Raw genomic sequence first — 24,881 nt, 5'->3', positions numbered from 1 at the left:
CTTCACGGCTTTCGGGGCCGGAACGTAAAAGAGCCGGTACGCGCGAGGCGTACCGGCTCTTGGGGTGTTCGGGGATTCAGTGCTTCGGGGCCGGGCCCGCCTGGTCGCTCAGCATGCGCAGGGCGTTGACCAGGCCGCCGGTCAGGTCGCCTTCCTTGAAGGAGGCCACCATGCTCGCCACGGCCAGGTTCGCGCCGCGGTCGGGCAGGCGCGAGTGCGCGCGCTCGCCGGTGACGATCTCGATCGCGCGCTGGGCGGGCGAAACGCCGAGCAGCACCGCGTTCGAGGGGTCGTCGGTGGCGGCGTGCAGCTTTTCCGCGCCGGCGCGGGTGTCCTCGCCCAGGTCGCCGAGGTAGATGCTGAAACCGAGGCCGGTCTCGCGCGTCGCGAAGGTCAGCGCCTCGTCCAGGCGCGCGAGCTGCTGCACCGTGAACGGGCTCGTCGGCGCGGCGGGCTCGTACATCTTCGCCGCGGACAGCCGGCCGCTGTTGGTGATGACCTCACCGAAGGCCAGGTCCTTCTCCGCGACCGCGGTCCGGGTCACTTCACCACTTGCCACGAGCGCCTCCTGCGGCCGTCGAAGCGCCCGCGGGCGCCGCATTCACGTCAACCGCCGGTCCGTGGCCGGCTCCTACGCCGTCCGGGTTGGCGGTCCACCACATAGCGGGGTACTCCCACGGCTGCCCCGGCCGGTACCGCGGCGTCCCCGAGAACTTCTTCCGCAAGGTCGCGGCGCCGACCACGAAGTAAATGGCCCCGGGGATGACCGCGTAGACCAGGATCGTCTCGACAACGTTCACGCCGGTGAGCGTATCGGATGCCGTCCGGGGCCACCGCGCGACACCGCGACCGGCCGCGACCGTTCGCCGCCGCTCAGGCGCCGTCCGCCGCTTGGCCCGCCGCCGCTGGAACGTTGGGGCGAAGGGCTGCGGGCCGAAAGATGGCAACTCGCCGTACAGGCGGCCGTACCGGGCGATACCGGCTTGTCGGAACCCTGAAATCCTCGTAGCTTTTTCACCTGTACGGGCCTTGCGCCCGCCTCCCCAGCCCCAGCCCGTCACGCACCGGTCCCAGGAGGACACCTCATGCAGAGCGTCCAGACCCCCGCTCAGGCGATCACCGAGACCATTTCGTCACCCAGCGAGACCGGATTCATGCCCGGAACGCGGGTCACGTCCGGCACCAGGGTTACGCGCGGCACTCGGGTCACCCGCGGAACCCGGGTCACCGCGGGCACTCGCGTGACCCGGTTCTTCTCCATGGGTACCCGGGTCACCATGGGAACTCGAGTCACCCGCGGGACCCGCGTCACGGCCGGAACCCGCGTCACGATGGGCACCCGCGTCACGCGCGGAACCCGCGTCACCCGGGGCACTCGCGTCACGGCGGGAACCCGCGTCACCTGCGGCACCAGGGTCACGCGCGGCACCAGGGTCACGCGCGGAACCCGGGTCACCGCCGGAACCCGCGTCACGATGGGCACCCGGGTCACCCGCGGCACTCGCGTCACGCGCGGCACCCGGGTCACGATGGGCACGCAGGTCACCTGCCAGGCGGACTACCGCCTCGCCGCCTGAGCACCGCCCGGAACAAGACGTCGCGCGAGGTCCATCGGCTCGCCCCGGCCGCCGCACTGGCAGCCGGGGCGCCGGCGTCTCCGGGGAACGGCTAGGCCGCCGACCCGAGATACGGCCGCCACAGCGGATCGGCCTCTTTGGAATGCGCCAGCAGCCGCCAGTGCGGTCCGTGCGGAGCGCGCGGCACCACGCGCAGCCGCCAGCCGATCTCCGACAGGAGCCGGTCGGCCTTGCGGTGATTGCACTTCGCGCAGCAGGCGACGCAGTTGGTCCAGCTGTGCGGACCTCCCCTGCTGCGCGGGACGACGTGGTCGATAGTCTCTGCGCGCCCGCCGCAGTAGGCGCAGCGGTGCCGGTCGCGGTGCATCAGCCCGGCCCGGGTGAGCGGCACCTGCGCCCGGTAGGGCACCCGCACGTACGTGCTGAGCCGGATCACCGAGGGAACGGGCAGCGACACCGTCGCGGCGTGCAGCTCCACGCCGCCCGGATCGCCGTGGACGACCTCCGCCTTGCCGCACATGACGAGCACCACCGCGCGCCGCATGGGCACCGCGGTCAGCGGCTCGAAAGTGGCGTTGAGCAGGAGGACCCGGCGCCGCCCCCACGCCGGGGCGACCGGATCGCGGGCTCTACGCTGTCCGGGCGGACGGGAAGCTCCCCCTGGACGGGTCCCCGGCCCGGACGGGACGGAGCCGCCGGATGCGGACCCTCCCGGGCAGGCACGCAGGATCGCCTCCGGCGGCAGCTCGGCCATGGCTTGGCCGGCGCCGCCGAGGGGGACGGGTTGTCGGTCTGGCACTCGACCACCTCCACCGGTGCAGGCATAGTCGACCACACATCAGGGCCCCGGCGCACGCGTGTTCTGTGACGTGTCACATACCCGCGACCCGGCGGCCACCCGGCGGCCGCCTGCTCGCCGCCGGGACAACGAAGCGAGAAAGGACTTTCTCCGCCAGTGAATGCCGTGCTCAGCGCTCCACCCAAATGCATCTCCGAATCCGGGTCGTGGTGCGCCCAGGTCTATTCGGTCACGCACAACGAGTGGCTCGCCGCGTCGGCGGGCTGGGTCGTCACGAAGCCGCTGAAGATCATCCTGATCCTCGTCGTCGCCTTCGTGGTGCGGTATCTCACAAGGCGGGTCATCAACCGGGTCACGACGCTCCCGGCCTCAGGCAGCGACGGCAAGATCCCGTCGCTGCTGAGACCGCTTCGCGAACGCGCGCCGGACATGCTCGGTTCGGCGGTGACCGAACGCCGCAGGCAGCGCGCCAAGACGATCGGCTCGGTGCTGAAGTCGATGGCCACGTTCCTGATCTACGGCCTCGCGTTCATCCTCGTGCTGGGCGAACTGGGCATCGACCTGGCCCCGATAATCGCGTCGGCCGGCATCGTCGGCGTCGCGCTCGGATTCGGCGCGCAGAACCTGGTCAAGGACTTCCTTTCCGGGATGTTCATGATGATCGAGGACCAGTACGGCGTCGGCGACGTCGTGGACATCGGCGAGGCCACCGGCACTGTCGAGGCGGTCGGCCTGCGCATCACCACCCTGCGCGATCTGAAGGGCACCGTCTGGTACGTCCGCAACGGCGAGGTGCTGCGCGTCGGCAACTCCAGCCAGGGCTTCGCCTACGCCGTCGTGGACGTCCCGCTCAGCTACTCCGCGGACGTCGACAAGGCCACCGAGGTGCTCAGCGACGCGGCCACGAAGGCGGTCGAAAGCGACGCGCTCTCGGTGAACGTGCTGGAGCCGCCGGAGATGCTCGGCGTCGAACAGGTCACGCCCGAGGGAATCCTGTTGCGGCTGACGGTCAAGGTGCGGCCGGGCAAGCAATGGGCGGTGCAGCGGAAGCTGCGCGGGCAGTTGCTCGGCGCGCTGGAAGAGGCCGGTTTCGAACCGCCGCTCGGCCGGTTGCTGTCGTCCATGCAAGACAAGCAGGCGGGCGCGCCGCGGAGCTGAGGCAGGGCAAGATGGAGGTGTGTCGACTGTGAGCGAGCCGGAACCGGCGAACCTGTACGAGGCGGTGGGCGGCGAACCGACCTTCCGCCGGATCATCAAGCGGTTCTACGAGGAAGTGGCCCGCGACGAGGTGCTGCGCCCGCTCTACCCGGAGGAGGACCTCGGCCCGGCGGAGGAGCGGTTCCGGCTGTTCCTCATCCAGTACTGGGGCGGTCCGCACACCTACTCCGACCAGCGCGGCCACCCCCGGCTGCGGATGCGGCACGCGCCGTTCAAGATCGGCCCGATCGAACGCGACGCGTGGCTGCGCTGCATCCGGATCGCGATCGACGAGGAGAACCTGCCCGAGCCGTACCTCAGCCAGCTGTGGGCGTACCTGGAAATGGCCGCGCACAGCATGATGAACAGCTTCGTCTGATGAGACGGAAGGTCGCGGGACGGCGACCGGACCGCCCGCCGCGGCCGTCCTGGTGGTCGGACGCGGTGTTCTACGAGATCTACGTGCGGTCGTTCGCCGATTCGGGCGAGGACGGCATCGGCGATCTCGAGGGCATCCGCAGCAAGCTCGGCTACCTGGAACTGCTGGGCGTCGACGCCCTGTGGCTGACGCCGTTCTACCCCTCGCCGATGGCCGACCACGGCTACGACGTGGCGGACCCGCGCGGCGTCGACCCGATGTTCGGCACTCTCGGCGACTTCGACGTGCTGCTCACCGAGGCGCACCGGCTCGGCATCCGGGTGACGGTGGACGTGGTGCCGAACCACACCAGCAACCAGCACGCGTGGTTCAAGTCCGCGCTGGCCGCCGGACCGGGCAGCCCGGAGCGGGAGCGCTACCACTTCCGCGACGGCCGCGGTCCCGGCGGGGCCGAGCCGCCCAACAACTGGGTCAGCGTCTTCGGCGGGCCGGCGTGGACGCGGGTGCCGGACGGGCAGTGGTACCTGCACCTGTTCGCCCCGCAGCAGCCGGACCTGAACTGGGCCAATCCGGACGTCCGCGCCGATCTCGAGCGCACCCTGCGGTTCTGGCTCGACCGGGGCGTGGACGGGTTCCGGATCGACGTCGCGCACGGAATGGCCAAACCCGCCGGGCTGCCCGACATGGACCCGGACACGCCCGCGCACGGCGGCGGCGCGTACGGCGATCCGCGGTTCGACGACGACGGCGTGCACGAGGTGCACCGGCTGATCCGCAAGGTGCTCGACGAGTACCCGGACGCGATGGCCGTCGGCGAGATCTGGGTGCAGGACGAGGAGCGGCTGGCGCGCTACCTGCGGCCGGACGAACTGCACCTGGCGTTCAACTTCCGCATGGTGCTCACGCATTTCGACGCGGACGCGATGCGCACGTCGATCGAGCGTTCGCTGGCGGTGCCGCGCGCGGCGGGCGCCCCGGCGGCCTGGACGCTGTCCAACCACGACGTCTGGCGCCCGGCGAGCCGTTACGGCGGCGGCGCGGCCGGGATGCGCCGGGCGCGCGCGATGGCGCTGGTGGAACTCGCCCTGCCCGGCGCGGTGTACCTGTACCAGGGCGAAGAGCTGGGGCTGCCGAACGCCGAACTGCCGCTGGAGACGATGACCGACCCGCGCTCCCGCTCGCAGGGCCCGGAATTCAGCCGCGACGGCGAACGCGTGCCGCTGCCCTGGGAGGGCACGCTTCCCCCGTACGGGTTCTCCCGCACCGCGCAGACCTGGCTGCCGATGCCCGCGGACTGGGCCCCGCTCACCGTGGAACGGCAGCTCGAAGACCCGGAATCGACGCTGTCGCTGTACCGGCGCGCGGTGGAGCTGCGGAAACACCATCCGGCGTTCCGCGGCGGCGACGAGCTGCAGTGGTTCGGCGCGCCCGCGGGCTGTTTCGCGTTCCGTCGCGGGCGCGGCGGGCTGATCTGCGCGCTGAACACTTCGGCCAGCTCGATCGTTCTCCCGCCGGGAGAGGTGCTGCTGACCAGCAGCCCGCTCGTCGACGGCAGGCTCGCGCCGGATTCGGCCGCCTGGCTCGGGTAGGCCTGGCGGGCGACCGGCCCGGGCTAGTCAGGCGCGGGCGTTCACGGCGTGGGCAGGCCCGGCGACCTTCCGAGCGGCGTGCGCCTGCCAAACGCGCGCAAGTCTGGTTCAGCGGAGACCCGCGTTCCGCCGTGGGCGCGGCGGCCTGACCTGCGCAGTGAACACTCCGGCTAGCCCGTTCGTCGACCGCAGGCTGGCACCGGACTCGGCCGCCTGGCTCGGGTAAGCGAGGCCGACGACAAGCCCGGGCAGATCAGGCGCGGGCGTCCACGTCATGCGCAGGCCCAACGACCTTCCGAGCGGCGTGCACTTGCCAAACGCGCACAAGACTCGTTCAGCGGAAACCCGCGTCCCCACAGGCACGACGGCCCGACCTGCGCGTTGAACACCCAGGCCAGACCGCCGAACGGGAGCGGGTCAGACGCGCGCGCTCGCCTCCAGGCCGAGCATGTCGAGCAGACCGCGCAGGTCGTCCACGTCGTGCGCGTGCCCGGCGACGGTGCGGGCGGCGTGCTCCTGCTGGACGCGCAGGTCTTGTTCGGCGGAGACCCGGGCGCGGGCGAATTCACTGGTTTCGGCGGACAGCGGACGTCGTTCCGAGCGCATGTCGCTCCTCGTCGAGGTGGAAGGGGCCACCGGCGGCGCCGCGGGGAGGCGGACCCGCCGGGGACGACGCCGGCTCGAACGCCGGCGCACGATGAGACTTCTCGACGCCGCTGACGCTACTCCCCGCCCCCGGCCCGCCCGCACGCCGTCCTCGTCGCGCGCGCCGCGGCGTCCACAATGGACTTCCTGGACTCCGGCTCTGGTGGGACCGGCCGCGGCGTGGTTTACTGAACGAGGTCGTGTTTTGTGTTCGTGCGGTGGGTACGTCCCGCAGCTACGCTCGCAAGATGTAGCGGGCGTGGTGTTTCTCTTTTCGGAAGGCACACCGTCGGTTGCCGGCCCGGATGCCGAGGTGGCATCTGATGTTGATCCGATGGAGATCGTTTTTATGACGCAAGGCACCGTGAAGTGGTTCAACGCCGAAAAGGGCTTCGGGTTCATCAGCCCGGACGACGGCAGCGCCGACGTCTTCGTGCACTACTCGGAGATCCAGGGCAACGGGTTCCGCAGCCTTGAGGAGAACGCGCGCGTGGAGTTCGAGGTCGGCCAGGGCCAGAAGGGCCCGCAGGCCACCGGCGTCCGCGCCATCTGAGTTTCACCGGTGTTTCCCCTGGTGCGGAAGGTTTTCCGCACCAGGGGACTCGCGTCGCGGCGGACTTTTCCGCCCGCGGCGGCCGACTCCGGTCGGCATCCCCCTGGTGCGCCGTGAGTTTTCCCGGCCGCACAAGATCTTCCGCTTCCCGGGAACCCGGACGCGGGATCACCCGTTGACCAGGGCAGGTCGCGACTGGCCCTGAGGCCCTCCCCTGCCTGGTCAGTTCGCACGCACGGCGCATCGCCCCAGCGGCTCCCCTTCCGCCCGGCGCCCGCCGCGGCACCGGCCTCGGCCCCCGCAGAGCGCGGCGGCCGGACCAGCTCGAGTAGGAGCGTTACCGATCGACACCCAGAGCACCGTCCAGCGTCCCCCGAAGTCGCCCCAGCCCATGCTCGCCGGCAGCAAATCCGGCACCGAGGCATTCCTGGTGAAGCTCTTCGCCGTCGTCCCCCTCCTCGCGGTCGCCGCGGCGGTGCCGCTGGCCTGGGGCTGGGGGCTGAGCTGGCTGGACGTCGGCCTCGCCGCCGCGTTCTACTGCGTCAGCGGCCTCGGCATCACCGTCGGTTTCCACCGGTACTTCACCCACGGCGCGTTCCGCGCCCGCCGCGGGCTGCGGATCGCGCTCGCCGTCGCGGGCAGCATGGCCATGCAGGGACCGGTGATCGACTGGGTCGCCGACCACCGCCGCCACCACGCGTACTCCGACCGCGACGGCGACCCGCATTCGCCGTGGCGCTTCGGCACGTCGCCCGCCGCGCTCGCGAAGGGCTTCTGGCACGCGCACATGGGCTGGCTGTTCGGCCGCGACCGGACCAACCCGCGCCGGTTCGCCCCGGACCTGCTCGACGACACCGACCTGCGGACGATCGACCGGCTCTTCCCGGTGCTGACCGTCGCGACGCTGCTGCTGCCCGCGCTGCTGGGAGGGCTGATCACGATGACCTGGTGGGGCGCGCTGACCGCGTTCTTCTGGGCCGGGCTGGTCCGGGTCGCCGCGCTGCACCACGTGACCTGGTCGGTCAACTCGCTGTGCCACCTGATCGGCGAGCGCCCGTTCGAATCGCGCGACCGTTCGGCGAACTTCTGGCCGCTGGCGATCGCGTCCTTCGGCGAGTCCTGGCACAACTCGCACCACGCCGACCCGACCGGGGCCCGGCACGGCGTCGGCCGCGGCCAGCTCGACATCTCCGCCCGGCTGATCTGGATGTTCTATACGTACGGCGGGGCCACCCACGGGCGCGGCCCCCGCCCCTCGCGGCTCGCCCCCAAGCTAACGCCCCCCTGACACCCAAAAGGCCCTGCGCACCCGACCCTCGACCCGGGTCCCCAGGTCGCCGCGGCTGGACACCGCGAGCACCGGTCCCGGAGCCGCGGCCGCCTCGGCCGAGCGCAGCACCTCCGCGACGAACTTCCGCACCCGCTCCGGCGCGGGCGTCACGTCGCCGCCCAGCTGGGCCACCGCCTGCGGGGATTCGGCCGGCGTCGTCTCCACCGCCACCGACCAGCCTTGCCGCATGGTCCACAGCAGCATCAGATCCCGGCCGGGGAAACGCGGGGACCGGCCGCTCAGCGCGACATACGCGGTGATCGTGTCGGTGACCTCGCACGACGTGCACTCCACCGACACCCCGACCGCGGCGGCGACCTCGCGCACGTACGCGGCCAGCGCCTGCCGCAGCACCTGCGGATCGTCAGCGGTGGGCAGGGACATCGGGCGTTCCGGACCGGACAGGAGCATGGGTCTCCTCTTCCGCCGCCGCTTCCGCTTCGCGCAGAGGCGCACCGGGGTCGTCGAATCGCGCGAAGGCCGGCGGTCGCGATGATCGGGGTCGCACCGGATCGGGCATCCGGCAGCTGGACCGGACTCTGACTGTACCCGCTAAGACAACCCCGCAGCCGGGTTCGACCCGTCCGGCCGCCGCCGAACTCGCCCGTACGGCCGCGTCTTTCCGCGGAATCCGCCGCCGACATGGCGGTCCGCGCCGCGGAGTGTCCTATTTGGACAGACCGCGGGGACTCACCCGCCCGAGGCGGACGGCCGGGTTCGAGAGCGGGGCCCCTGACCGTGTCCGCAAACGCGCCAGCGTTCCCGCCCGCTCTCCGAGATCAGCCCGGCTGGCCTCCGAAGTCGCCCGTCCCGCCGTCCGCGGAATCCGCGATCGACGTGGCAACCCACGCGGCGAACAAGCCCGCCTGCACGTACGGCGCGGCCTCGCCCACCGCGCGCACCACCGACCGGGCCCGGCCCGGTCCGGCTTCCGGCGCGGGCTCCCCGGCCGCGTCCGCGGACGGCTCAGCGCGGTCGGTGCGCCACGGCGTCTCCTCGGCCCGGACCTCGGCGAGGAAGTCCGCGGTCGGGTCGCCGTCGGGTTCGCTCATGCCGTCCACGATGACACCGCGGACCGGCTCCCGCCAGCAAAACCGTCAGAACAGCAGCGGCAGCAACGCCTGGCGCCGCTTCAGCACCGCGCCGTAGCGGGCGTCGAGACGCAGCCACGAATCGGTGGCGGTCACGCGGACCACATCGCCGTCGATCGACGAATCGAACAAACCCATGCCGGACAACGCGAACAGGCACCGCATCTGGACCTTGACCTCGAGGTCCGCCCCGGTGACGGTGAGCACCGCCTGGTCCATCAGCGAGGCAGGCGGCGTGCCGTGCGGCCCGGCGTTGTCGCGGGCCAGGGCGACGCCGCGGTCGGCGAGTTCCGACACCACGCCGACCGGAAGCTCGTCGACCATCCGCCACCGGTCGGACACCGGAAGCTCGGCGTGCCACAGCAGATCGCGCGCCGGGCCCGGGTCCATCACCTCGCCGCCCGCGACGGCGAGCGCCGCGAGCAGTTCGTTGCCCGACACCGTGATGTCCGCCGGGGTCACCGTCCCCGCCACCGCGCGGGTGGCGAGGACTTCGAACGGCGTGGCCGTCCACGCCTCGACGACGTCGTCGCCCCGGCGGCGCAGCCGGACGGCGGTCGTGCCGTCCAGCCGCACCGCGCGGGCGACGAACGCGCTGAGCGTCTCCCGGTCGTCCGGATCGGGGATCCGCAGCTCAGGCATCGGCCAGCACCCGCTTGACCAGTTCCGACTCCTCGTCGCTGAAGCGGCGCGGCCGGAGATTCACCGTGTCGTACGGGGCCAGCACGGTCTCCGCGGTGACCGCGACCCGGTCGGACTCGTCCGGGCCGGTGCGCACCACATAGCCGAGCGTCATCGTGGAGGCCTTCAGCTCGGTGAGCGTGATCTCCACGCGCACCGGCCGGTCAGGCACCGCGACGATCGGCGCGCGGTAGTGCACGCCGAGCTTCACGACCACGATGCCCTTCGGCAGCTCGGTGAGCCCGGCGCGTTCGGCGGCGCCGAACAGCACCGGCACCCGGGCCTCCTCGAGCAGCGTCACCACGTTCGCGTGGTTGACGTGCCCGTACACGTCCATGTCCGACCATCGCGGCTGGACGTGGGAAACAACTGTCACCGCACCGTGCTCCGGATCTGGCGCGCGGCCACGGACAGCGTCGCGAGGTCGAGCCGCCCGGAACGGGTGATCTCGTCCAGCGCCACGCGCGCCCGCGAAAGCCGCGACGCGTTGGCTTTCTCCCATTGCTCGATCTGCTCGTCGACGGACAGGTCCTGGTCGCTGTGCCGCAGTGCGTCGAGCGCGATCGCGCGCAGGGAACCGTACACGTCGTCGCGCAGCGAGAGCCGGGCGAGGGCGTGCCAGCGGTTGCCGCGTTCCAGCGCGCTGATCTCGGTGAGCATCTTGTCGATGTCCAGATGGTCCGACAGCGCGTAGTACAGCTCGGCGGTGTCGGCCGGGGTGTGCGTCGCGTCGAGCCCGACCTGCTGCTCGGCCAGCTCCGCCACCTCGACCACGTCGAGCAGGCCGTAGCTGTGCAGCAGCAGCGCCACCCGGCGGGCGAGACCGGCGGGCACGCCCTCCTCGACCATCCCGGCCGCGTCCTGTTCCACCGACTCCAGTTCGCGCCCGCGCAGCAGTTCTCCCAGCTTCGGGCCGAGTTCCGCGAGCACCGGGCCGAACCGGTTGATCTCGGCCAGCGGCGCGAGCGGCTGCGGGCGGTTGGTGAGGAACCAGCGCGCGGCCCGGTCGAGCAGCCGCCGCGTCTCCAGCACCATCCGGTCCGCGATCGCGGTCGGCACCACGTTGTCCAGCGCGTCGATCTCGGCCCACAGCTTCGGCAGGTCGTAGACGTGCGTGACCACCGCGTACGCGCGCACCGCGTCGGTGGCGGTCGCGTTCATCTCCTCCATCAGCCGGTAGACGAACGAGATGCCGCCGCCGTCGACCAGCTCGTTGGTGATCAGCGTGGTGATGATCTGGCGGCGCAGCGGGTGCTGGGAGATCGCCGCGGCGAAGGGTTCGCGCAGCGGGGCCGGGAAGTACTCCGGCAGCCTGCGGGTGAACACCTCGGATTCGGGCAGGTCGGAGGCGAGCAGCTCGTCCTTGAGGTCGAGCTTCACGTGCGCGAGCAGCGTCGCCAGCTCCGGCGAGGTCAGGCCCTCGCCCGCCTTCTCCAGCGCGCGGAACTGCGACGGGGTCGGCAGCGCCTCCAGCTTGCGGTCGAACGCGCCCTTCGCGACCAGCGCGGACACCTGCCTCGCGTGCACCGACACCATCGGCCCGGCGTGCGCCCGGCTGACGCCGAGCACCGCGTTCTGCCGGTAGTTGTCCGCGAGCACGAGCGAGCCGACCTCGTCGGTCATCTCGCCGAGCAGTTCGTTCCGCCGCGCGTGCTCCAGTTCGCCGCTCGCCACCAGGTGGTCGAGCAGGATCTTGATGTTGACCTCGTGGTCGGAGCAGTCGACGCCGGCCGAGTTGTCGAGCGCGTCGGTGTTGATCTTGCCGCCGCCCCGGGCGAATTCGATCCGGCCGAGCTGGGTCAGGCCCAGGTTGCCGCCCTCGCCGACGACCTGCACGCGCAGCTGGTTGCCGTTGACGCGGATCGCGTCGTTGGCCTTGTCGCCCGCCGCGGCCTGGCTTTCGCTCTCGGCCTTGACGTAGGTGCCGATGCCGCCGTTCCACAGCAGTTCGACCGGGGCCAGCAGGATCGCCTGGATCAGGTCCATCGGCGCGAGCTTCGTGACGCTCTCGTCGAGCCCGAGCGCCTCGCGGACCTGCGGGGTGATCGGCACGGTCTTGGCCGAACGCGGGTAGATCCCGCCGCCCTCGCTGATCAGCGAGCGGTCGTAGTCGTCCCACGAGCTGCGCGGGAGATCGAACAGCCGCCGCCGCTCCGCGTACGACGACGCGGCGTCCGGGTTCGGGTCCAGGAAAATGTGCATGTGGTTGAACGCCGCGACCAGCCGGATGTGCTCGGACAGCAGCATCCCGTTGCCGAAGACGTCGCCCATCATGTCGCCGATGCCGACGACGGTGAAGTCCTCGGTCTGGGTGTCCTTGCCCAGTTCGCGGAAGTGCCGCTTCACGCTCTCCCACGCGCCCTTGGCGGTGATGCCCATGGCCTTGTGGTCGTAGCCGACCGAACCGCCGGAGGCGAACGCGTCGCCGAGCCAGAAGCCGTACTGCGCCGAGACTTCGTTGGCGATGTCGGAGAATTTCGCGGTGCCCTTGTCCGCCGCGACGACCAGGTAGCTGTCGTCGGCGTCGTGGCGCACCACGTTCGGCGCGGGCACGGTCTCGCCCTCGACGCGGTTGTCGGTGAGGTCCAGCAGGCCGGAGATGAACATCCGGTAGCAGGCGATGCCCTCGGTGAGCTGGGCGTCGCGGTCGACCCCGGCGTCGCCGGTCGGGGCAGGCGGGCGCTTCACCACGAAGCCGCCCTTCGCGCCGACGGGCACGATCACCGCGTTCTTCACCGCCTGCGCCTTGACCAGGCCCAGGATCTCGGTGCGGAAGTCCTCGCGCCGGTCCGACCAGCGCAGGCCGCCGCGGGCCACCTCGCCGAACCGCAGGTGCACGCCCTCCACCCGGGGCGAGTACACGAAGATCTCGTACTTCGGGTGCGGCTCGGGCAGTTCCGGCACGCCGCTCGGGTCGAGCTTGAGCGCCAGGTACGGCCGCGGGCTCCCGTCGGCGTCGCGCACGTGGTAGTTCGTGCGCAGCGTCGCGTTGATGACCGCGAGCAGCCGGCGCAGGATCCGGTCCTCGTCGAGGCTGGTGACCTCGTCGACCATCGAGGAGATCTCGGCCGTCAGCGATTCCGCGTGCGTCTTCCGGTCCACATCGGACAGTTGCGGATCGCAGCGGGTTTCGAAGAGCCGCACCAGTTTCGTCGCGACCTCGGTGTGCTTGACGACCGTGTTCTGGATGTAGGCCTGGGAAAACGGGCTGCGCGCCTGCTGCAGGTAGCGGGAGTAGGCCCGCAGCACCGCGGCCTGGCGCCAGGTGAGCCCGCCGCGCAGGACGAGGCCGTTGAGGCCGTCGACCTCGGCGTCGCCGCGCCACGCGGCGTGGAAGGCGTCCTGGAAGCGCTCGCGCACCTCGACCGCGGCCGCCTCGTCGGCTTCTTCGAGGCCCTTCTTGTCCACGCGCAGGCCGAAGTCGTAGATCCAGCTGGCCCCGCCGTCCTCGCGGAACAGCTCGTACGGCCGCTCGTCCACCACCTCGACGCCCATCGCCTGCAGCACCGGCAGCACCTTGGACAGGGTCACGCCCTCGCCGCGCAGGTAGAGCTTGAACCGCCGCTCGCCGGGTTCGGCGTCCGCGGGCAGATAGAACGACAGCGCGAGGTCGCCCTCGTCCGAGAGGGTGTCGAGCTTGGCCAGGTCGGCCAGTGCGTCCTCGGCGGTGAAATCTTCCTTGTACGCCTCGGGGAACACCGCGCCGAAGCGCTGCCCCCGGTCGACCGCCGACTCCTCGCCCGTCATGCCGGTCGGGCTGCCGTCGCCGACGCGTTCGCGGCGCTCGGCGATGATCGCCTCGACCAGCCGGTCGTCCCAGCTGCGCACGACGGTGTTGAGCCGTTCCTGGATCCGCAGCGTGTCCGGTTCGAGGGCGTTCGTCGGATCGGTGTGCACCATGAAGTGCACCTGCGCCAGCAGCGTCTCGCCGACGCGCGCGCTGTACTCCAGCTGCGTGCCTTCGAGTTCTTCCAGCAGCACTTCCTGCATCGCCAGCCGCGAGCGCGTGGTGTAGCGGTCGCGCGGGAGGTAGACCAGGCAGGAGTAGAAGCGGCCGTACGGGTCGCGGCGCAGGAACAGCCGCAGCCGGCGGCGGTCGGACAGCGTGATCGCGCCGGTGGTGGTGTAGAAGAGCGAATCGGTGTCCGCGGAGAACAGGTCCGCGCGCGGCCAGTTCTGCAGGACCTCCAGCATCCGCTGGCCGGAGAACGATTCCATCGGGAACCCGGCGCGGTGGATCACCTCGCGCACGCGCTGGCCGACGACCGGGATGTCGAGCACGTTCTCGTGCAGCGCGGTGGTGGTGAACATGCCGAGGAACCGGTGCTCGCCGGTGACCTTGCCGTGCTCGTCGAACGTCTTCACGCCGACGTAGTACGGGTAAACCGGGCGGTGGACCGTGCTCGGCGCGCTGGCCTGGGTGAGCACGAGCAGCGACGGCGCGAGCGCGTCGACCGAGCTGTCCGGCCCCGCGGTGAGGCTGCGCGCGGCGAGGCTGTCCTGGCGCAGCACGCCCAGCCCGGACGCGAGAACCGCGCGCAAAGCGGGCTCGTCGCTGTCCGGCCGGGGGACGGCGACCAGTTCGTACTTGCGGTAGCCGAGGAAGGTGAAGTGGCCGTCGGCGAGCCAGCGCAGCAGGCGCGCGCCCTCGACGACCTCGTCGCCCGGCAGCTTCGGCGGGTGCTGCTCCAGCGTTTCCGCGAGCGAGCAGGCGGTCTGCGCCATTTTCTCGGCGTCCTCGACGACCTCGCGCACGTCGCCGAGCACCGACGTCAGCCGGTTGTCCAGCTCGCGCGCCCGCTGCGGGTCGGTGACGAGGTCGATCTCCACCAGCATCCACGATTCCGCGGACGCGCCGGCCGGCGGATCGGCCGGGTCGGCGTCGAGGTGCAGGCCCTCCAGCTCGCCGGTCAGGCCGCGGCTCACCACCACGATCGGGTGCACGATGCGCTGCACCTGCACGCCGTCGCGGGCGAACTCCGCGGTGACGCTGTCCACGAGGTAGGGCATGTCGTCGGTGACGACCTGCACGACGGTCGCGTCGCGCGTCCAGCCGTCCTCGGCGGTGGTCGGGTTCAGCAGCCGGACCGCCGGGTGCCCGGGCATGCGCTGCTTCGCCAGCTGCAGGTGCGAACGCACCGCGCCGACGAGCGCGGCGGGTTCGTCGCCGACGATCTCGTCGGCCGGGATGTGCCGGTAGTACAAGCGGATCAGGTCCGCGATTTCCGGCGCCTGCGCCGCGGCGGTGTCGATCAGCTCGTCCCGGATCTGTTCCGGGCTGGTTGTGCGGCGGGCGGCGCCGGCTTCGGTGCCGACATCGGGCGGGGACGAGACTCCCGTCGAGCTCATTGAGCAACTCTCCAGTGTGCGAGACCGAGATGCGTCCGTCACCACAACGTGCCGGACTTCCTTCACCCTAATCCGCCCCCGAGGCGCCCTGTGCGCGGCGGGGAAAGACTTAAGGTTCGTTTCCGGGGTCCCCGGCGGGGCGGTCGCGCGGGATCGGTTCAGCTACCGGCGGGTTCGGCCGGGGCGGCTTCCGGCAAAAGGCTTGGCACGAGGCGGGAGCGCGGGTTTCGCGGGCCCGGCGACTGCTTCGGGATCGGTTCAGCTTCGGTAACGCCCGCGGCGAGAACGGAAAAGGTTGCGTCCCTCCCCTGCGAGAATTCCCACCCGGACGGGCTAATTCTTCCGTTGCGAAGAAGGGGCGGGGCGGGCAGCCGGGCTTCCCGGAGAGGGCAGCCGCGGGGTGCTCGCAGGGCGGCTGGTACGGCATGATCTCGGCGCGCTATGCCGGTGCCGGGAAAACCGCTTGGCTCAGCGCGAAAACGCGGCGGGCGATCGGGATTTCGCGAACCCGGGCGAACTGGCCGCGTACTCCACGGCACCGCCGCGAAACCCGCGCGGTCAAAGCTCCCGCGATTCTGTGTGCGCGGATTGGCGGCCGCGCACCGGGAGCGAGGCTCGACGGCCGAAGCGCACCAGCGTTTCTGGGCGCAATCCCTTGTCCCGCCGGGGAATCAGCCGAGCCGACGAGCCGAATCCGCTGCGCCGCAACGAATTCCGGCGCGGACGTCAGTCGCCGTTGTTGTGGCGGCGGTCCGCGGTCGCGCGGCCGTTGATCGGCTTCGGTTCGTCGTTCGGGCCGAGGCGTTTCACCAGCGCGGCCGCGCTCGCGGTGCCCGCCTGGTGCTCGGCGAGGGCGCGGGCGAGCAGTTCGGCGAGACCGGCGTCCGGCGGCGGTTCGTCCTCCGCGATGGCCCGTGCGTAGCTCTCCGGGAACGGCTGCTGCGAGGGGCTCCACTCGTCGATGTCGGACAGCGGGTCCAGCGCGGGCGGCATCCGCAGCCGCGGCAGCCACGGCTCCTCGGCCGGCTCCGGTTCCTCCGGCCGCGGCGCGGGGGCCAGCTCCGGTGTGCTTTCCGAATCCGCCGCGGCGGATTCGGACCGCCCGGGCTCGTCGGCCCGGCGCCGTCCCCCGCCGCCGCCGGTCGCGGTGATGCCCAGCCGGTCCAGCACGGACTTCGCGGCGACCGATCCGTGTTCGGCGTCGTGCCGGGTCTTGCGTCCGCGCACGTCGCGGCGGGCCGCTTCCTCCCGCGCCCATTCGGCGCTTTCCCACAGCGGCGCGGCGGGCTCGTCCGCGGGAGCCGGGGCGAGCGGCAGCTCCGGCAGGATGTCCGACAGATCCGGCATCCGCAGCGAGAACCTCGGCTCCTCCTTCGGAGCCTCCCCGGCCGGGGCTTCTTCCACCGCGCGACGAGGGGTTTCCTCCCTCGCCCACGGCGTTTTCGTTTCGTCAGCCGCCCGCACCGGCGGCTCTTCCCATCGTGCCGTCTCTTCCCGGCGCACGGGCGCGTCCTCGACCGCCCGCCGGGTCGCTCGCGGTTTGTCCTCGGCAGCCCGAGTCGTCTGCGGCTTCTCCACAGCCTGCACGGCTTCGGCGGCCCGCGACACAGCCGCGTCCCGCCGCTGCACGGGCGCGCTCTTCGCTTCCTGCGGCACGTCAGACCGCCGAACCGACGCGTCCTCCGCGGCCCGGGTGCCAGCCGCGTCTTCCCGCCGCTCCGTCGCGCTCTGGGCGACCTGCGCCTCCCGGCCCGACGCCACTCCCGCCCGCGGCGCCTCCGCCCGGCCGACCGGCTCCTCAGCCGCCCGTTTCCGCGGCGAAGGCGCTTCGGCGCCCTTCCGCCCGAACGGCCGCGCCCAGCCCGGCAACACCGGCGACTTGCGGTCCTCAGCCCGTCGCCGCCCGCCCGTCTGCGGTGCTTCCTCCGCCGCTTCCCGGATCGCCGGTAGCACCGAGGTCTGCTCCGCCTCCGCCTCCGCCGCGGCCCGCCGGAACGACCAGGCAGGCTTCTTCTCCGCCGCCTCGGCCCACGCCGACGCCGAAACCGGCTCAGCGGGCACCTCGACCTGCGCCGGAACGACCGGCAGCGGAGCCGCGACCGGATCCGGCCGCTCGTCCGGGAGGTCCCGGATCGCCGGCATCACCGAGGTCTCCTCGGCCGCGACCCTCGGCTCGACCTCCATCGACACCGGGCGTCCGTCGCGCGGAGCGGACGCGGCGAGGACGTCGTCGAGGTCCATCGACGCCACCGCGTCCCCGCCCAGCTCGCCCGCGATCAGCCCGCACGCCTGGCGCCGGGCCCGCGTGTGCACGTGTTCCGCGGCCCGCGCGCGGTGCAGGCACCCGATGGCCTCTTCCGCGCTGCCGAACCGTTCCTCGATCTGGGCCAGCTCCAGCCACAGCCGCGCGGTGACCGCCGCGAGCCCGTGCCGGTCGGTGGCCGCGACGGCCTCCCCCACCAACTCGGCGGCGGCGTCGCCGGCTCCGGCGGGCAGGTGGATGCGCGTCGCGACCGCCAGCCGCAGCCACGCCGCGGGCGCGACCCCGGCGGCGCGGACCGGTTCGCGCAGCATGGGTTCGGCGATGTCGTAAGCCATGTCGGCGTCGCCGCGGTCGAGCAGCGTGCTCACCAGCTGCAGCACGAGCCGGATGCGGACGAGACCGCCGTCGTCGCCGGGACGGTCCATCTTCTCCAGGAACCCGAGCCCGGTCCGGGCGGCGTCCGCGGCCGCGGTGAGATCGCCGTGCCGGCGCCGGTGGGCCGCGGTTCCGTTGCGCAGCAACGCCCGCATCAGCAGCCGGTCGTCCGCGTCGAGGGAATCGTCGGCCACCAGCAGCCGGTCCGCCTCGACGAGCACCCGGTCCAGCTCCGCCTTCCGGCCGAACTGGGCGAGGCACCCGACGAGGTGGCACAGCGCTTCCGCGCGCAGCGACGGCGGCACGTCCTCCGACAGCACCGGCCGCAGCGCGGCCAGCCCCATCAGCGGAACGCCGAGACTGCGCGCGCACACCGCGAGATCGACGCGCAGCCGCGCCGCCGTGGTGGAGTACCCGGCGTGTTCGGCCGCGCGCAGAGCCGCGACCGCGCGGCCGACGGTGGACGTCCGCGCGCCGGTCCGCACGCGAGCGGACACCACGAGCGCTTCCGCCCGGATCCAGTGCCCGTCCGCGCCCGCGGCCTCCGCGAGCGCGGCCGAGCGTTCGCCGAGGACCAGGGACAGCTCAGGGGCCCGGAACCGCAGCGAGTCCGCCCGGTCGAGGAGCCGGCCGAGGTCGGCGAGGGTCCCGCCACCGGCAACGGCGGGCCGCCCGTCCGCGGTCGCGGACGGGCTGGGCCGGTTGTGCCTGCTGGTTTCCACTCGGGACCCCCGCGCCGGTCAGTCGCGCTTCAGCTTGCGGTGGGTGACCCGGTGCGGACGCGCCGCTTCGGCGCCGAGGCGCTCGACCTTGTTCTTCTCGTAACCCTCGAAGTTGCCCTCGAACCAGAACCACTTCGCCGGGTCCTCGTCGGTGCCTTCCCAGGCGAGGATGTGCGTCGCGACCCGGTCGAGGAACCACCGGTCGTGGGAGATCACGACGGCGCAGCCGGGGAACTGCTCGAGCGCGTTCTCCAGCGAGCCCAGCGTTTCGACGTCCAGGTCGTTCGTCGGCTCGTCCAGCAGGATCAGGTTCCCGCCCTCTTTGAGCGTCAGCGCGAGGTTGAGCCGGTTGCGCTCGCCGCCGGACAGCACGCCGGCCGGCTTCTGCTGGTCCGGGCCCTTGAAGCCGAACGCGCTCACGTAAGCGCGCGAGGGCATTTCGGTCTGCCCGACGTGGATGTAGTCGAGCTTGTCGGACACGACCTCCCACACGGTCTTCTTCGGGTCGATCCCGCCGCGGCTCTGGTCCACATAGGACAGTTTGACCGTCTCGCCGATCTTGACCGAGCCGCCGTCCGGCTCCTCGAGCCCGACGATGGTCTTGAACAGCGTCGTCTTGCCGACGCCGTTCGGGCCGATCACGCCGACGATGCCGTTGCGCGGCAGGTCGAACGAGAGCCCGTCGATCAGCACCCGGTCGTCGAAGCCCTTGCGCAGCTTCTCGACCTCGACCACGACGCTGCCCAGACGCGGGCCCGGCGGGATCTGGATCTCCTCGAAGTCGAGCTTGCGGTGCTTGTCCGCCTCCGCGGCCATCTCCTCGTAGCGGTCGAGCCGCGAACGGGACTTGGTCTGGCGCGCCTTGGCGTTGGACCGCACCCATTCCAGCTCGCTCTTGAGCCGCTTGGCGAGCTTGGCGTCCTTCTTGCCCTGTACCTCGAGCCGCTCGCGCTTCTTCTCCAGGTAGGTGGAGTAGTTGCCCTCGTAGCCGACGACGCGGCCGCGGTCGAGCTCCATGATCCATTCGGCGACGTTGTCCAGGAAGTACCGGTCGTGGGTGACCGCCAGGACGGCGCCCTTGTAGGTGGCCAGGAACTGCTCCAGCCACAGCACGCTTTCGGCGTCCAGGTGGTTGGTGGGCTCGTCGAGCAGCAGCAGATCGGGCGCGGACAGCAGCAGCTTGCACAGCGCGACCCGGCGGCGCTCGCCGCCGGAGAGGTGGGTGACCGGCTCGTCCGGCGGCGGGCAGCGCAGCGCGTCCATGGCCTGCTCGACGGTCGAGTCGAGCTCCCAGGCGTCGGCGTGGTCCAGCTCCTCCTGGAGCCGGCCCATCTCCTCCATCAGCGCGTCGCTGTAGTCGGTCGCCATCTGCTCGGCGATCTCGTTGTAGCGATCGAGCTTCTGCTTGGTCTCGCCGAGCCCCTCCTCGACGTTCTGCCGGACGGTCTTCTCCTCGTTCAGCTCCGGCTCCTGCATGAGGATGCCGACCGACGCGCCCGGCTGCAGGAAAGCCTCGCCGTTGCTGGCCTGCTCGATCCCCGCCATGATCTTGAGAACGGTCGACTTGCCGGCGCCGTTCGGGCCCACGACGCCGATCTTGGCTCCGGGGTAGAACGCGGTGCTCACGTCGTCGAGGATCACCTTGTCCCCGACGGTCTTGCGCACCTTCTTCATGGTGTAGATGAACTCGGCCATGCCGTCGATCGTAGAGTGGCTCCTCCGGCGGCCTGACGGCGGTCACCACCGCGCTACCGAGGGTCAAGTCGAGGTCACTCCGGCGACATCATCCCGGCGGGGTCATTCGGCCCGTTTGCCCTCGGCGAGGTTCTTCAGCATCGCGTTGTAGGCGGCCAGTTCCTCGCCGCCGGTGGTCTCCTCGCGCCGGTCGCGCCGCTTCGCCTCGCGCTCGTCCTGGCGCGCCCACTGCACCAGCAGCGCGATCAGCACGAGCAGCACCGGCACCTCGCCCGAGGCCCACGCGATGCCGCCGCCGAGCCGCTGGTCGGTCAGCAGGTCGCCGACCCACGGCAGCTTCAGCGACGTGTAGAACTCCCGGCCGATCACGGTCTGCATGTTCATCAGGATCACGCCGAAGAAGGCGTGGAACGGCATGGCCCCGAACATCATCCCGAGCTTGCCGACCGGCGGCAGCCGGCGCGGCGCGGGGTCGACGCCGATCACCGGCCAGTAGAAGACGTAGCCGACGAGCAGGAAGTGCGCGTTCATCGCCAGGTGCGCCCAGTGGTAGTTGAGCGCGGCGTCGAAAAGGCCGGAGAAGTACAGCCCGTAGAACGAGCCGACGAACAGCAGCAGCGCGACGATCGGGTTCGTCAGGAACCGCGACACCGGCGAATGCACGGCGGCCAGCAGCCATTCGCGCGGTCCCGGAGGGGCTTCGCGGCCGGCCGGCGGGAGCGCGCGCAGGGCGAGCGTCACCGGGCCGCCCAGCACCAGCAGCACCGGCGCGACCATCGACATCAGCATGTGGGTGCCCATGTGCACGCTGAACATCGCGGGCGCGTACCGGCCGATGCCCGAGGACGTCGCCAGCAGGACCACCACGCAGCCGGCGAGCCACGCGACGGTCCGGCCGACCGGCCACGCGTCGCCGCGCTTGCGCAGCCGCCGCACGCCGGCGAGGTAGAGGCCGGCGAGAACGATCGCGAGGGTGCCGTAGACGAGGTCGAACCGCCAGTCGGTGAGCAGCCGCCAGAACGTCGGCGGGCCCTGGAGCTCGTAGCCGATGAGGAGTTCGACGGTGCCCGGCTGGGTGACCGCGTCCGCCGGCGGCGGCGTGCGGGCGAGGCCGGAGGCGATGCCGATGGTGACGAACATGATCAGCACCTCGACGGCGGCGAGCCGCAGCAGCTGGCTGCCGCCCTTGCCGTCGACGAGGTTCGCGACACCCCGGCTGCGCTGCTGCTGGCCGAAGACGCCGAGCAGCAGCAAGGCGACGATCTTGGCGACCACGAGCAGGCCGTAGTCGGTGGTGAACAGGTCGGCAAGGTTGATCCGGACCAGTGCGTTGACGATGCCGGACACCGCCATCACGATCCAGCAGACCAGGGCGAGCTTGGAGAACCGCTGCGCGGCGAGGCTGAGATTCTTGCCGCGCCGCCAGCCGAGCGCGAGCACGGCCAGCAGGCCGCCGACCCACAGCGCGGCCGCGACGAGGTGGAACAGCAGGCTGTTGGTGGCCAGGTCGTGCGAGCCGCCGCTGGCCGAGTGCCCGGTGACCGCTACCGGCACGAGCCCGGCGACGGACAGGAAGAACAGCACCGCCGTCCAGCCCCAGCTGAGCACCAGACGGCAGCCGAGGGCGAGCAGGAGCGCGATCAGCGCCGTCCAGAGCCACGCCTTGGGCTGTTCGATCGCGCCGATGAGGCTCAGCAGGGTGTCCGGGGACAGGACGTCGCCGAACGGCTTGCCCGCGCTGTCCGCGGCGGTGAAGGCGACGGACAGGATCGAGGCCGCGAACCACACCCACGCGGCGATCCCCGCGGTGCGGACCGCGGCGTACCCCTCGGGCGCGAGCGTGCCGGATTTCTGGGGCGGCACGAGGAAAGCGGCCAGCAGCAGCGCGCCGACGCACACGACCGACGAGGCTTCGGCGAGGACGCGGACCACCGTGACGCCGTACCGCGTGACGAGCCCGGGGTCCGGCAGCCCGGCGATGACGTAGCCCGCGCCGCCGGTGAGCGCGACGAGCCCGACCGCGACGACCGCGCCGAGCACGACTCCGACCGAAAGCAGCGGGAGCACGCTCGTCTTGCGGCCGCGGTTCGGGGCGGGTTTCGTCACAGGTTCCGAGCTCACGGTACGAGAGTAGGCCGGTCGCGCGCGCGGCGGTGCGCGGGGCGGGCCGCTCGCCGGGTTTGCCGCCGGATCGCTCGCTTGCGGCGTTTGCGCTGGTCGAGCCGGGTTGCCGGGCGGAACCCGGTGCGCGGCAAGGCTTTCCTCTATGCTCCGCCGATGACCAGCAGCCGTCGCCGCCGCCCGACGCTGGACGACGTCGCGGAGGCGGTCGGGGTGTCGCGCGCCACTGTGTCCAACGCCTACAACCGGCCTGACCAGCTGTCGGCGCAGTTGCGGGAGCAGATTCTGCGCGCGGCGGGTGAACTCGGTTACCCCGGCCCGGACCCGACCGCCCGCAGCCTCGCCACGAGCCGCACCGGCGCGATCGCTTTCCTGCTCGATTCGTCGCTGTCGGCGGCCTTTTCCGACCCCGCGCTGTCGATCACCCTGGACGCGCTCGCGAAAACCGTGGAGCCCACCGGAAACGCGCTGCTGCTGTTGCCCGGCCGAGAAGCCCAGGAGGGCCCGCCGGCGTCGCGAGTACTGGCCGCGCAAGCGGATATCGCCGTGGCGTACTCCCTCGCCGACGGAACTCCCGCGCTGGAAGCCGTGCGGGCACGGGGTTTGCCGCTGGTGGTCATCGACCAGCCGCCGCTGCCGGAAACGGCCCGGGTCGGCTGCGACGACCGCGGCGGCGCCTCGTTGGCCGCCCGCCATTTAGTGGAACTAGGCCATCGGCGCTTCGGAATCCTGGCCGCGCCACGGCTTTCCGGCGACGCGGCCACCAGCGCCTTCCACGGCACCCGGGAACGCCTCGCCGGATATCTCGACACCCTGGCCGCCGCCGGGATCAGCGACCTCACCGTCACCGAAGCCCCCTGGCTGTCGGCCTCGACCGCGCGCGCCGCCGCCACCGACCTGCTCACCGCTTCGGTGCGGCCGACCGCCCTGCTCTGCATGTCCGACCAGCTCGCCTTCGCCGCGATCGCCGCCGCGCACCGGCTGGGCCTGCGCGTGCCCGCCGACGTGTCGATCGTCGGCTTCGACGACACGCCCCAGGCCGCGTGGTCTGAACCACCCCTCACGACCGTGCGCCAGGACCTGGCAGGCAAGGGCCGGGTCGCCGGGGAACTGGTGATGGCTCTCCTCGCCGCCTCCCCGGTCCCGCCGCCGGTCGAACTCCCGGTGTCGCTGGCCGTCCGCGAAAGCACCGCGGCGATTTAGCAAGACCGTTCGCCGATCTGTGGACAACTGGGTCTCTTACGGGTGAAGGGAAACTACTTGTCCACAGACGTAGGAATGCGGGCAGACAAAACGCACCCAACCCGCCAAAGTGGAGAACACACCCGGTTTCCGGCCCTCGCCGGAAGCCGCTTCGATGAGGGGGAGTTCCCACGATGTTCCGTCGCCTGATGCCGTCCTTGCCGTTCCCGGGCCGCCGCTCCCGGCCCGCATCCGCTCCGTCCCGTCTGCCCGGCGTGCTGCTGCTGGTCACCGCCGGTCTTCTGGCCGGTTCCGGCCTGGCCCAAGCGGCTCCGGCCGTGCCCGCTCCCCCGGCTCCCGCCTGCACCGCGGGCGAGTTCTGCCTGTGGGACACCGAAACCTATTCCGGCGCGGCACAGAGTTATGACCTGCGCACGGCAAATCCGGGTGATTGCATTCCCCTGCCCGAGGGATTCCAAGGGCATTCCTTCGTCAACCGGATGAGCCGCGACGTCACGATCTACCAAGGAGCCGACTGTTCCACCGAGGGCGATTTCATCACCTATCCGGGCGGTGGCACGTACGTGCCGCAGTCCCCGTTCGCGGTGCGCGCCCTGAAAGTGTGGGAATAGCCCCGAGACCGGGCCAGGCGGACGAGGCCGCTCCAGGACGAGTCGACTCGCAGCCGCAGTTCGCCGGCCCGGGGGCCGCACCCCTGAGCGGCCCCCGGCCCGTGGGCGCGCAGCCCGGAAGATCCGCGCCCACGGGCCCCTGACCCCTCGCCTCCCGCTCCCGGCCCCGACCTGGGGGCGGGAGGCGAGGCCCCGGGGTGTCGAGCGGCACCCTCCTGGCACCAGCTTCAGCCGCGGGTTCGCACTCCGGTCCCCGACGCTTGCCCGGACCACGCTGCCTGGCAGCGCTGACCCGGTGCCTCGCCGTTTGCCCTGACCGCGCCGTCCGGCACCGCCGACCCGGCACCCCGGCGCCTCGACGTCTCTTTGCCGGGCCGCAACCGCCGAACCGCCCAATCGTCCTGCCCCGGCTCAGACGTCCTACATCACAAGATCGCCACATTCTGCCCGGCCGCGAAGCCTCCGAACCCCCGTCCCGCCGCAGCCCCGCCAGGAGATTCAGGTGTCCAAGCTGCACAAACTGCCACCCGCCCGCCGCAGCGGACCTTTTCCCCGCGCAGTGCGTACCGGAACCGTCGCGCGCTGTGGCATTCCTCCCCCGAAGAACCGCAAAACAGACGAAGGGAAGCTGAAACGATTCGACGGTGTCGAACGATCGAGAGATTGGCGATGACTAAGCTGCCCATGCTGGAGGTCAGCAG

At 71.6% G+C, this 24,881-nt stretch carries 21 protein-coding genes; 8 read left to right on the top strand and 13 right to left on the bottom strand.

Annotation, left to right across the window (positions count from 1 at the left end):
- Positions 1-76: 76 nt before the first annotated feature.
- The 3 genes from ACWGIC_RS22890 to ACWGIC_RS22880 form a co-directional block, all read right to left on the bottom strand.
- On the bottom strand, positions 77-559 hold the full coding sequence (locus tag ACWGIC_RS22890; RefSeq protein WP_093576118.1) for a DUF5130 family protein: 483 nt from the start codon (positions 557-559) through the stop codon (positions 77-79).
- Positions 546-800 (bottom strand): aa3-type cytochrome oxidase subunit CtaJ, encoded by a 255-nt coding sequence (gene ctaJ, locus ACWGIC_RS22885; protein ID WP_037814055.1) that lies wholly within the window; start codon positions 798-800, stop codon positions 546-548. Before ctaJ ends, ACWGIC_RS22890 begins: the two co-directional genes overlap by 14 nt.
- A gap of 308 nt (positions 801-1,108) precedes the next feature.
- Entirely contained in the window at positions 1,109-1,276 is a 168-nt protein-coding gene (locus ACWGIC_RS22880) for a hypothetical protein (RefSeq protein WP_452077975.1), read from the bottom strand.
- 1 nt (position 1,277) lies between these two features.
- Between ACWGIC_RS22880 and ACWGIC_RS22875 the strand changes: the two genes are divergently transcribed.
- Positions 1,278-1,577 (top strand): hypothetical protein, encoded by a 300-nt coding sequence (locus tag ACWGIC_RS22875; protein ID WP_452077974.1) that lies wholly within the window; start codon positions 1,278-1,280, stop codon positions 1,575-1,577.
- A 91-nt stretch (positions 1,578-1,668) separates the two neighbouring features.
- On the opposite strand, the gene ACWGIC_RS22870 is transcribed toward ACWGIC_RS22875, so the two are convergent.
- Positions 1,669-2,121 (bottom strand): HNH endonuclease, encoded by a 453-nt coding sequence (locus tag ACWGIC_RS22870; RefSeq protein ID WP_452077978.1) that lies wholly within the window; start codon positions 2,119-2,121, stop codon positions 1,669-1,671.
- Positions 2,122-2,532: 411 nt separating this feature from the next.
- Between ACWGIC_RS22870 and ACWGIC_RS22865 the strand changes: the two genes are divergently transcribed.
- The 3 genes from ACWGIC_RS22865 to ACWGIC_RS22855 are packed head-to-tail and all read left to right on the top strand — an operon-like array spanning position 2,533 to position 5,541.
- On the top strand, positions 2,533-3,534 hold the full coding sequence (locus tag ACWGIC_RS22865; protein ID WP_452077973.1) for a mechanosensitive ion channel family protein: 1,002 nt from the start codon (positions 2,533-2,535) through the stop codon (positions 3,532-3,534).
- 28 nt (positions 3,535-3,562) lie between these two features.
- Complete coding sequence (locus tag ACWGIC_RS22860) at positions 3,563-3,952, top strand: globin (RefSeq protein WP_369806064.1); 390 nt, start codon at positions 3,563-3,565, stop codon at positions 3,950-3,952.
- Positions 3,952-5,541, top strand: coding sequence for a glycoside hydrolase family 13 protein (locus ACWGIC_RS22855; RefSeq protein WP_452077972.1), 1,590 nt, complete (start codon positions 3,952-3,954; stop codon positions 5,539-5,541). The genes ACWGIC_RS22860 and ACWGIC_RS22855 overlap by 1 nt, the downstream gene beginning before the upstream one ends.
- A 417-nt stretch (positions 5,542-5,958) precedes the next feature.
- On the opposite strand, the gene ACWGIC_RS22850 is transcribed toward ACWGIC_RS22855, so the two are convergent.
- The gene (locus tag ACWGIC_RS22850; protein ID WP_452077971.1) at positions 5,959-6,147 is read right to left on the bottom strand and encodes a hypothetical protein; all 189 of its coding nucleotides are present in this window, start codon (positions 6,145-6,147) and stop codon (positions 5,959-5,961) included.
- 388 nt (positions 6,148-6,535) lie between these two features.
- Between ACWGIC_RS22850 and ACWGIC_RS22845 the strand changes: the two genes are divergently transcribed.
- Together ACWGIC_RS22845 and ACWGIC_RS22840 are read left to right on the top strand one after the other, a co-directional pair.
- Positions 6,536-6,739, top strand: a complete 204-nt coding sequence (locus ACWGIC_RS22845) for a cold-shock protein (protein ID WP_037814060.1) — start codon at positions 6,536-6,538, stop codon at positions 6,737-6,739.
- Positions 6,740-7,130: 391 nt separating this feature from the next.
- Positions 7,131-8,027 carry an acyl-CoA desaturase gene (locus tag ACWGIC_RS22840; RefSeq protein ID WP_452077970.1) on the top strand — a complete coding sequence of 299 codons (897 nt, stop codon included), beginning with the start codon at positions 7,131-7,133 and terminating at the stop codon, positions 8,025-8,027.
- Here the strand turns inward: ACWGIC_RS22840 and ACWGIC_RS22835 are convergent.
- From ACWGIC_RS22835 to ACWGIC_RS22800, 8 genes are all read right to left on the bottom strand, one after another.
- The gene (locus tag ACWGIC_RS22835) at positions 8,013-8,480 is read right to left on the bottom strand and encodes a DUF6292 family protein (protein ID WP_452077969.1); all 468 of its coding nucleotides are present in this window, start codon (positions 8,478-8,480) and stop codon (positions 8,013-8,015) included. The two genes, ACWGIC_RS22840 and ACWGIC_RS22835, sit on opposite strands and share 15 nt — an antisense overlap.
- A gap of 368 nt (positions 8,481-8,848) precedes the next feature.
- Positions 8,849-9,121 carry a hypothetical protein gene (locus ACWGIC_RS22830; RefSeq protein WP_452077968.1) on the bottom strand — a complete coding sequence of 91 codons (273 nt, stop codon included), beginning with the start codon at positions 9,119-9,121 and terminating at the stop codon, positions 8,849-8,851.
- A 45-nt stretch (positions 9,122-9,166) separates the two neighbouring features.
- Entirely contained in the window at positions 9,167-9,802 is a 636-nt protein-coding gene (locus ACWGIC_RS22825; RefSeq protein WP_452077967.1) for a hypothetical protein, read from the bottom strand.
- On the bottom strand, positions 9,795-10,217 hold the full coding sequence (locus tag ACWGIC_RS22820; protein WP_452077966.1) for an acyl-CoA thioesterase: 423 nt from the start codon (positions 10,215-10,217) through the stop codon (positions 9,795-9,797). The genes ACWGIC_RS22825 and ACWGIC_RS22820 overlap by 8 nt, the downstream gene beginning before the upstream one ends.
- Complete coding sequence (locus ACWGIC_RS22815) at positions 10,214-15,190, bottom strand: NAD-glutamate dehydrogenase (RefSeq protein ID WP_452077965.1); 4,977 nt, start codon at positions 15,188-15,190, stop codon at positions 10,214-10,216. Before ACWGIC_RS22815 ends, ACWGIC_RS22820 begins: the two co-directional genes overlap by 4 nt.
- A 726-nt stretch (positions 15,191-15,916) precedes the next feature.
- Positions 15,917-18,550 (bottom strand): hypothetical protein, encoded by a 2,634-nt coding sequence (locus tag ACWGIC_RS22810; RefSeq protein WP_452077964.1) that lies wholly within the window; start codon positions 18,548-18,550, stop codon positions 15,917-15,919.
- An 18-nt stretch (positions 18,551-18,568) separates the two neighbouring features.
- The gene (ettA, locus tag ACWGIC_RS22805; RefSeq protein WP_452077963.1) at positions 18,569-20,245 is read right to left on the bottom strand and encodes an energy-dependent translational throttle protein EttA; all 1,677 of its coding nucleotides are present in this window, start codon (positions 20,243-20,245) and stop codon (positions 18,569-18,571) included.
- A gap of 102 nt (positions 20,246-20,347) precedes the next feature.
- Positions 20,348-22,366 (bottom strand): cytochrome c oxidase assembly protein, encoded by a 2,019-nt coding sequence (locus ACWGIC_RS22800; protein ID WP_452077962.1) that lies wholly within the window; start codon positions 22,364-22,366, stop codon positions 20,348-20,350.
- A 156-nt stretch (positions 22,367-22,522) separates the two neighbouring features.
- On the opposite strand from ACWGIC_RS22800, the gene ACWGIC_RS22795 reads away from it, so the two are divergent.
- Both ACWGIC_RS22795 and ACWGIC_RS22790 read left to right on the top strand, forming a co-directional pair.
- Positions 22,523-23,569, top strand: coding sequence for a LacI family DNA-binding transcriptional regulator (locus ACWGIC_RS22795; protein ID WP_452077961.1), 1,047 nt, complete (start codon positions 22,523-22,525; stop codon positions 23,567-23,569).
- A gap of 188 nt (positions 23,570-23,757) precedes the next feature.
- On the top strand, positions 23,758-24,180 hold the full coding sequence (locus tag ACWGIC_RS22790) for a peptidase inhibitor family I36 protein (protein WP_452077977.1): 423 nt from the start codon (positions 23,758-23,760) through the stop codon (positions 24,178-24,180).
- The last annotated feature ends 701 nt before the right edge of the window (positions 24,181-24,881 follow it).

It is taken from the genome of Amycolatopsis sp. NPDC054798, from assembly GCF_053611505.1.
Note: the sequence above shows the minus strand (reverse complement) of the source record. Positions and strands in the feature narration are given on the sequence as shown.

What these genes read in the sequence shown, in the direction of transcription:
- ACWGIC_RS22875 (WP_452077974.1), top strand. Translation starts at nt 1,278, where the DNA reads ATGGGAACTCGAGTCACCCGCGGGACCCGCGTCACGGCCGGAACCCGC.
- ACWGIC_RS22870 (WP_452077978.1), bottom strand. Translation starts at nt 2,121, where the DNA reads ATGCGGCGCGCGGTGGTGCTCGTCATGTGCGGCAAGGCGGAGGTCGTC.
- ACWGIC_RS22855 (WP_452077972.1), top strand. Translation starts at nt 3,952, where the DNA reads ATGAGACGGAAGGTCGCGGGACGGCGACCGGACCGCCCGCCGCGGCCG.
- ACWGIC_RS22850 (WP_452077971.1), bottom strand. Translation starts at nt 6,147, where the DNA reads ATGCGCTCGGAACGACGTCCGCTGTCCGCCGAAACCAGTGAATTCGCC.
- ACWGIC_RS22845 (WP_037814060.1), top strand. Translation starts at nt 6,536, where the DNA reads ATGACGCAAGGCACCGTGAAGTGGTTCAACGCCGAAAAGGGCTTCGGG.
- ACWGIC_RS22840 (WP_452077970.1), top strand. Translation starts at nt 7,131, where the DNA reads ATGCTCGCCGGCAGCAAATCCGGCACCGAGGCATTCCTGGTGAAGCTC.
- ACWGIC_RS22835 (WP_452077969.1), bottom strand. Translation starts at nt 8,480, where the DNA reads ATGCTCCTGTCCGGTCCGGAACGCCCGATGTCCCTGCCCACCGCTGAC.
- ACWGIC_RS22830 (WP_452077968.1), bottom strand. Translation starts at nt 9,121, where the DNA reads ATGAGCGAACCCGACGGCGACCCGACCGCGGACTTCCTCGCCGAGGTC.
- ACWGIC_RS22825 (WP_452077967.1), bottom strand. Translation starts at nt 9,802, where the DNA reads ATGCCTGAGCTGCGGATCCCCGATCCGGACGACCGGGAGACGCTCAGC.
- ACWGIC_RS22815 (WP_452077965.1), bottom strand. Translation starts at nt 15,190, where the DNA reads ATGAGCTCGACGGGAGTCTCGTCCCCGCCCGATGTCGGCACCGAAGCC.
- ettA (WP_452077963.1), bottom strand. Translation starts at nt 20,245, where the DNA reads ATGGCCGAGTTCATCTACACCATGAAGAAGGTGCGCAAGACCGTCGGG.
- ACWGIC_RS22795 (WP_452077961.1), top strand. Translation starts at nt 22,523, where the DNA reads ATGACCAGCAGCCGTCGCCGCCGCCCGACGCTGGACGACGTCGCGGAG.
- ACWGIC_RS22790 (WP_452077977.1), top strand. Translation starts at nt 23,758, where the DNA reads ATGCCGTCCTTGCCGTTCCCGGGCCGCCGCTCCCGGCCCGCATCCGCT.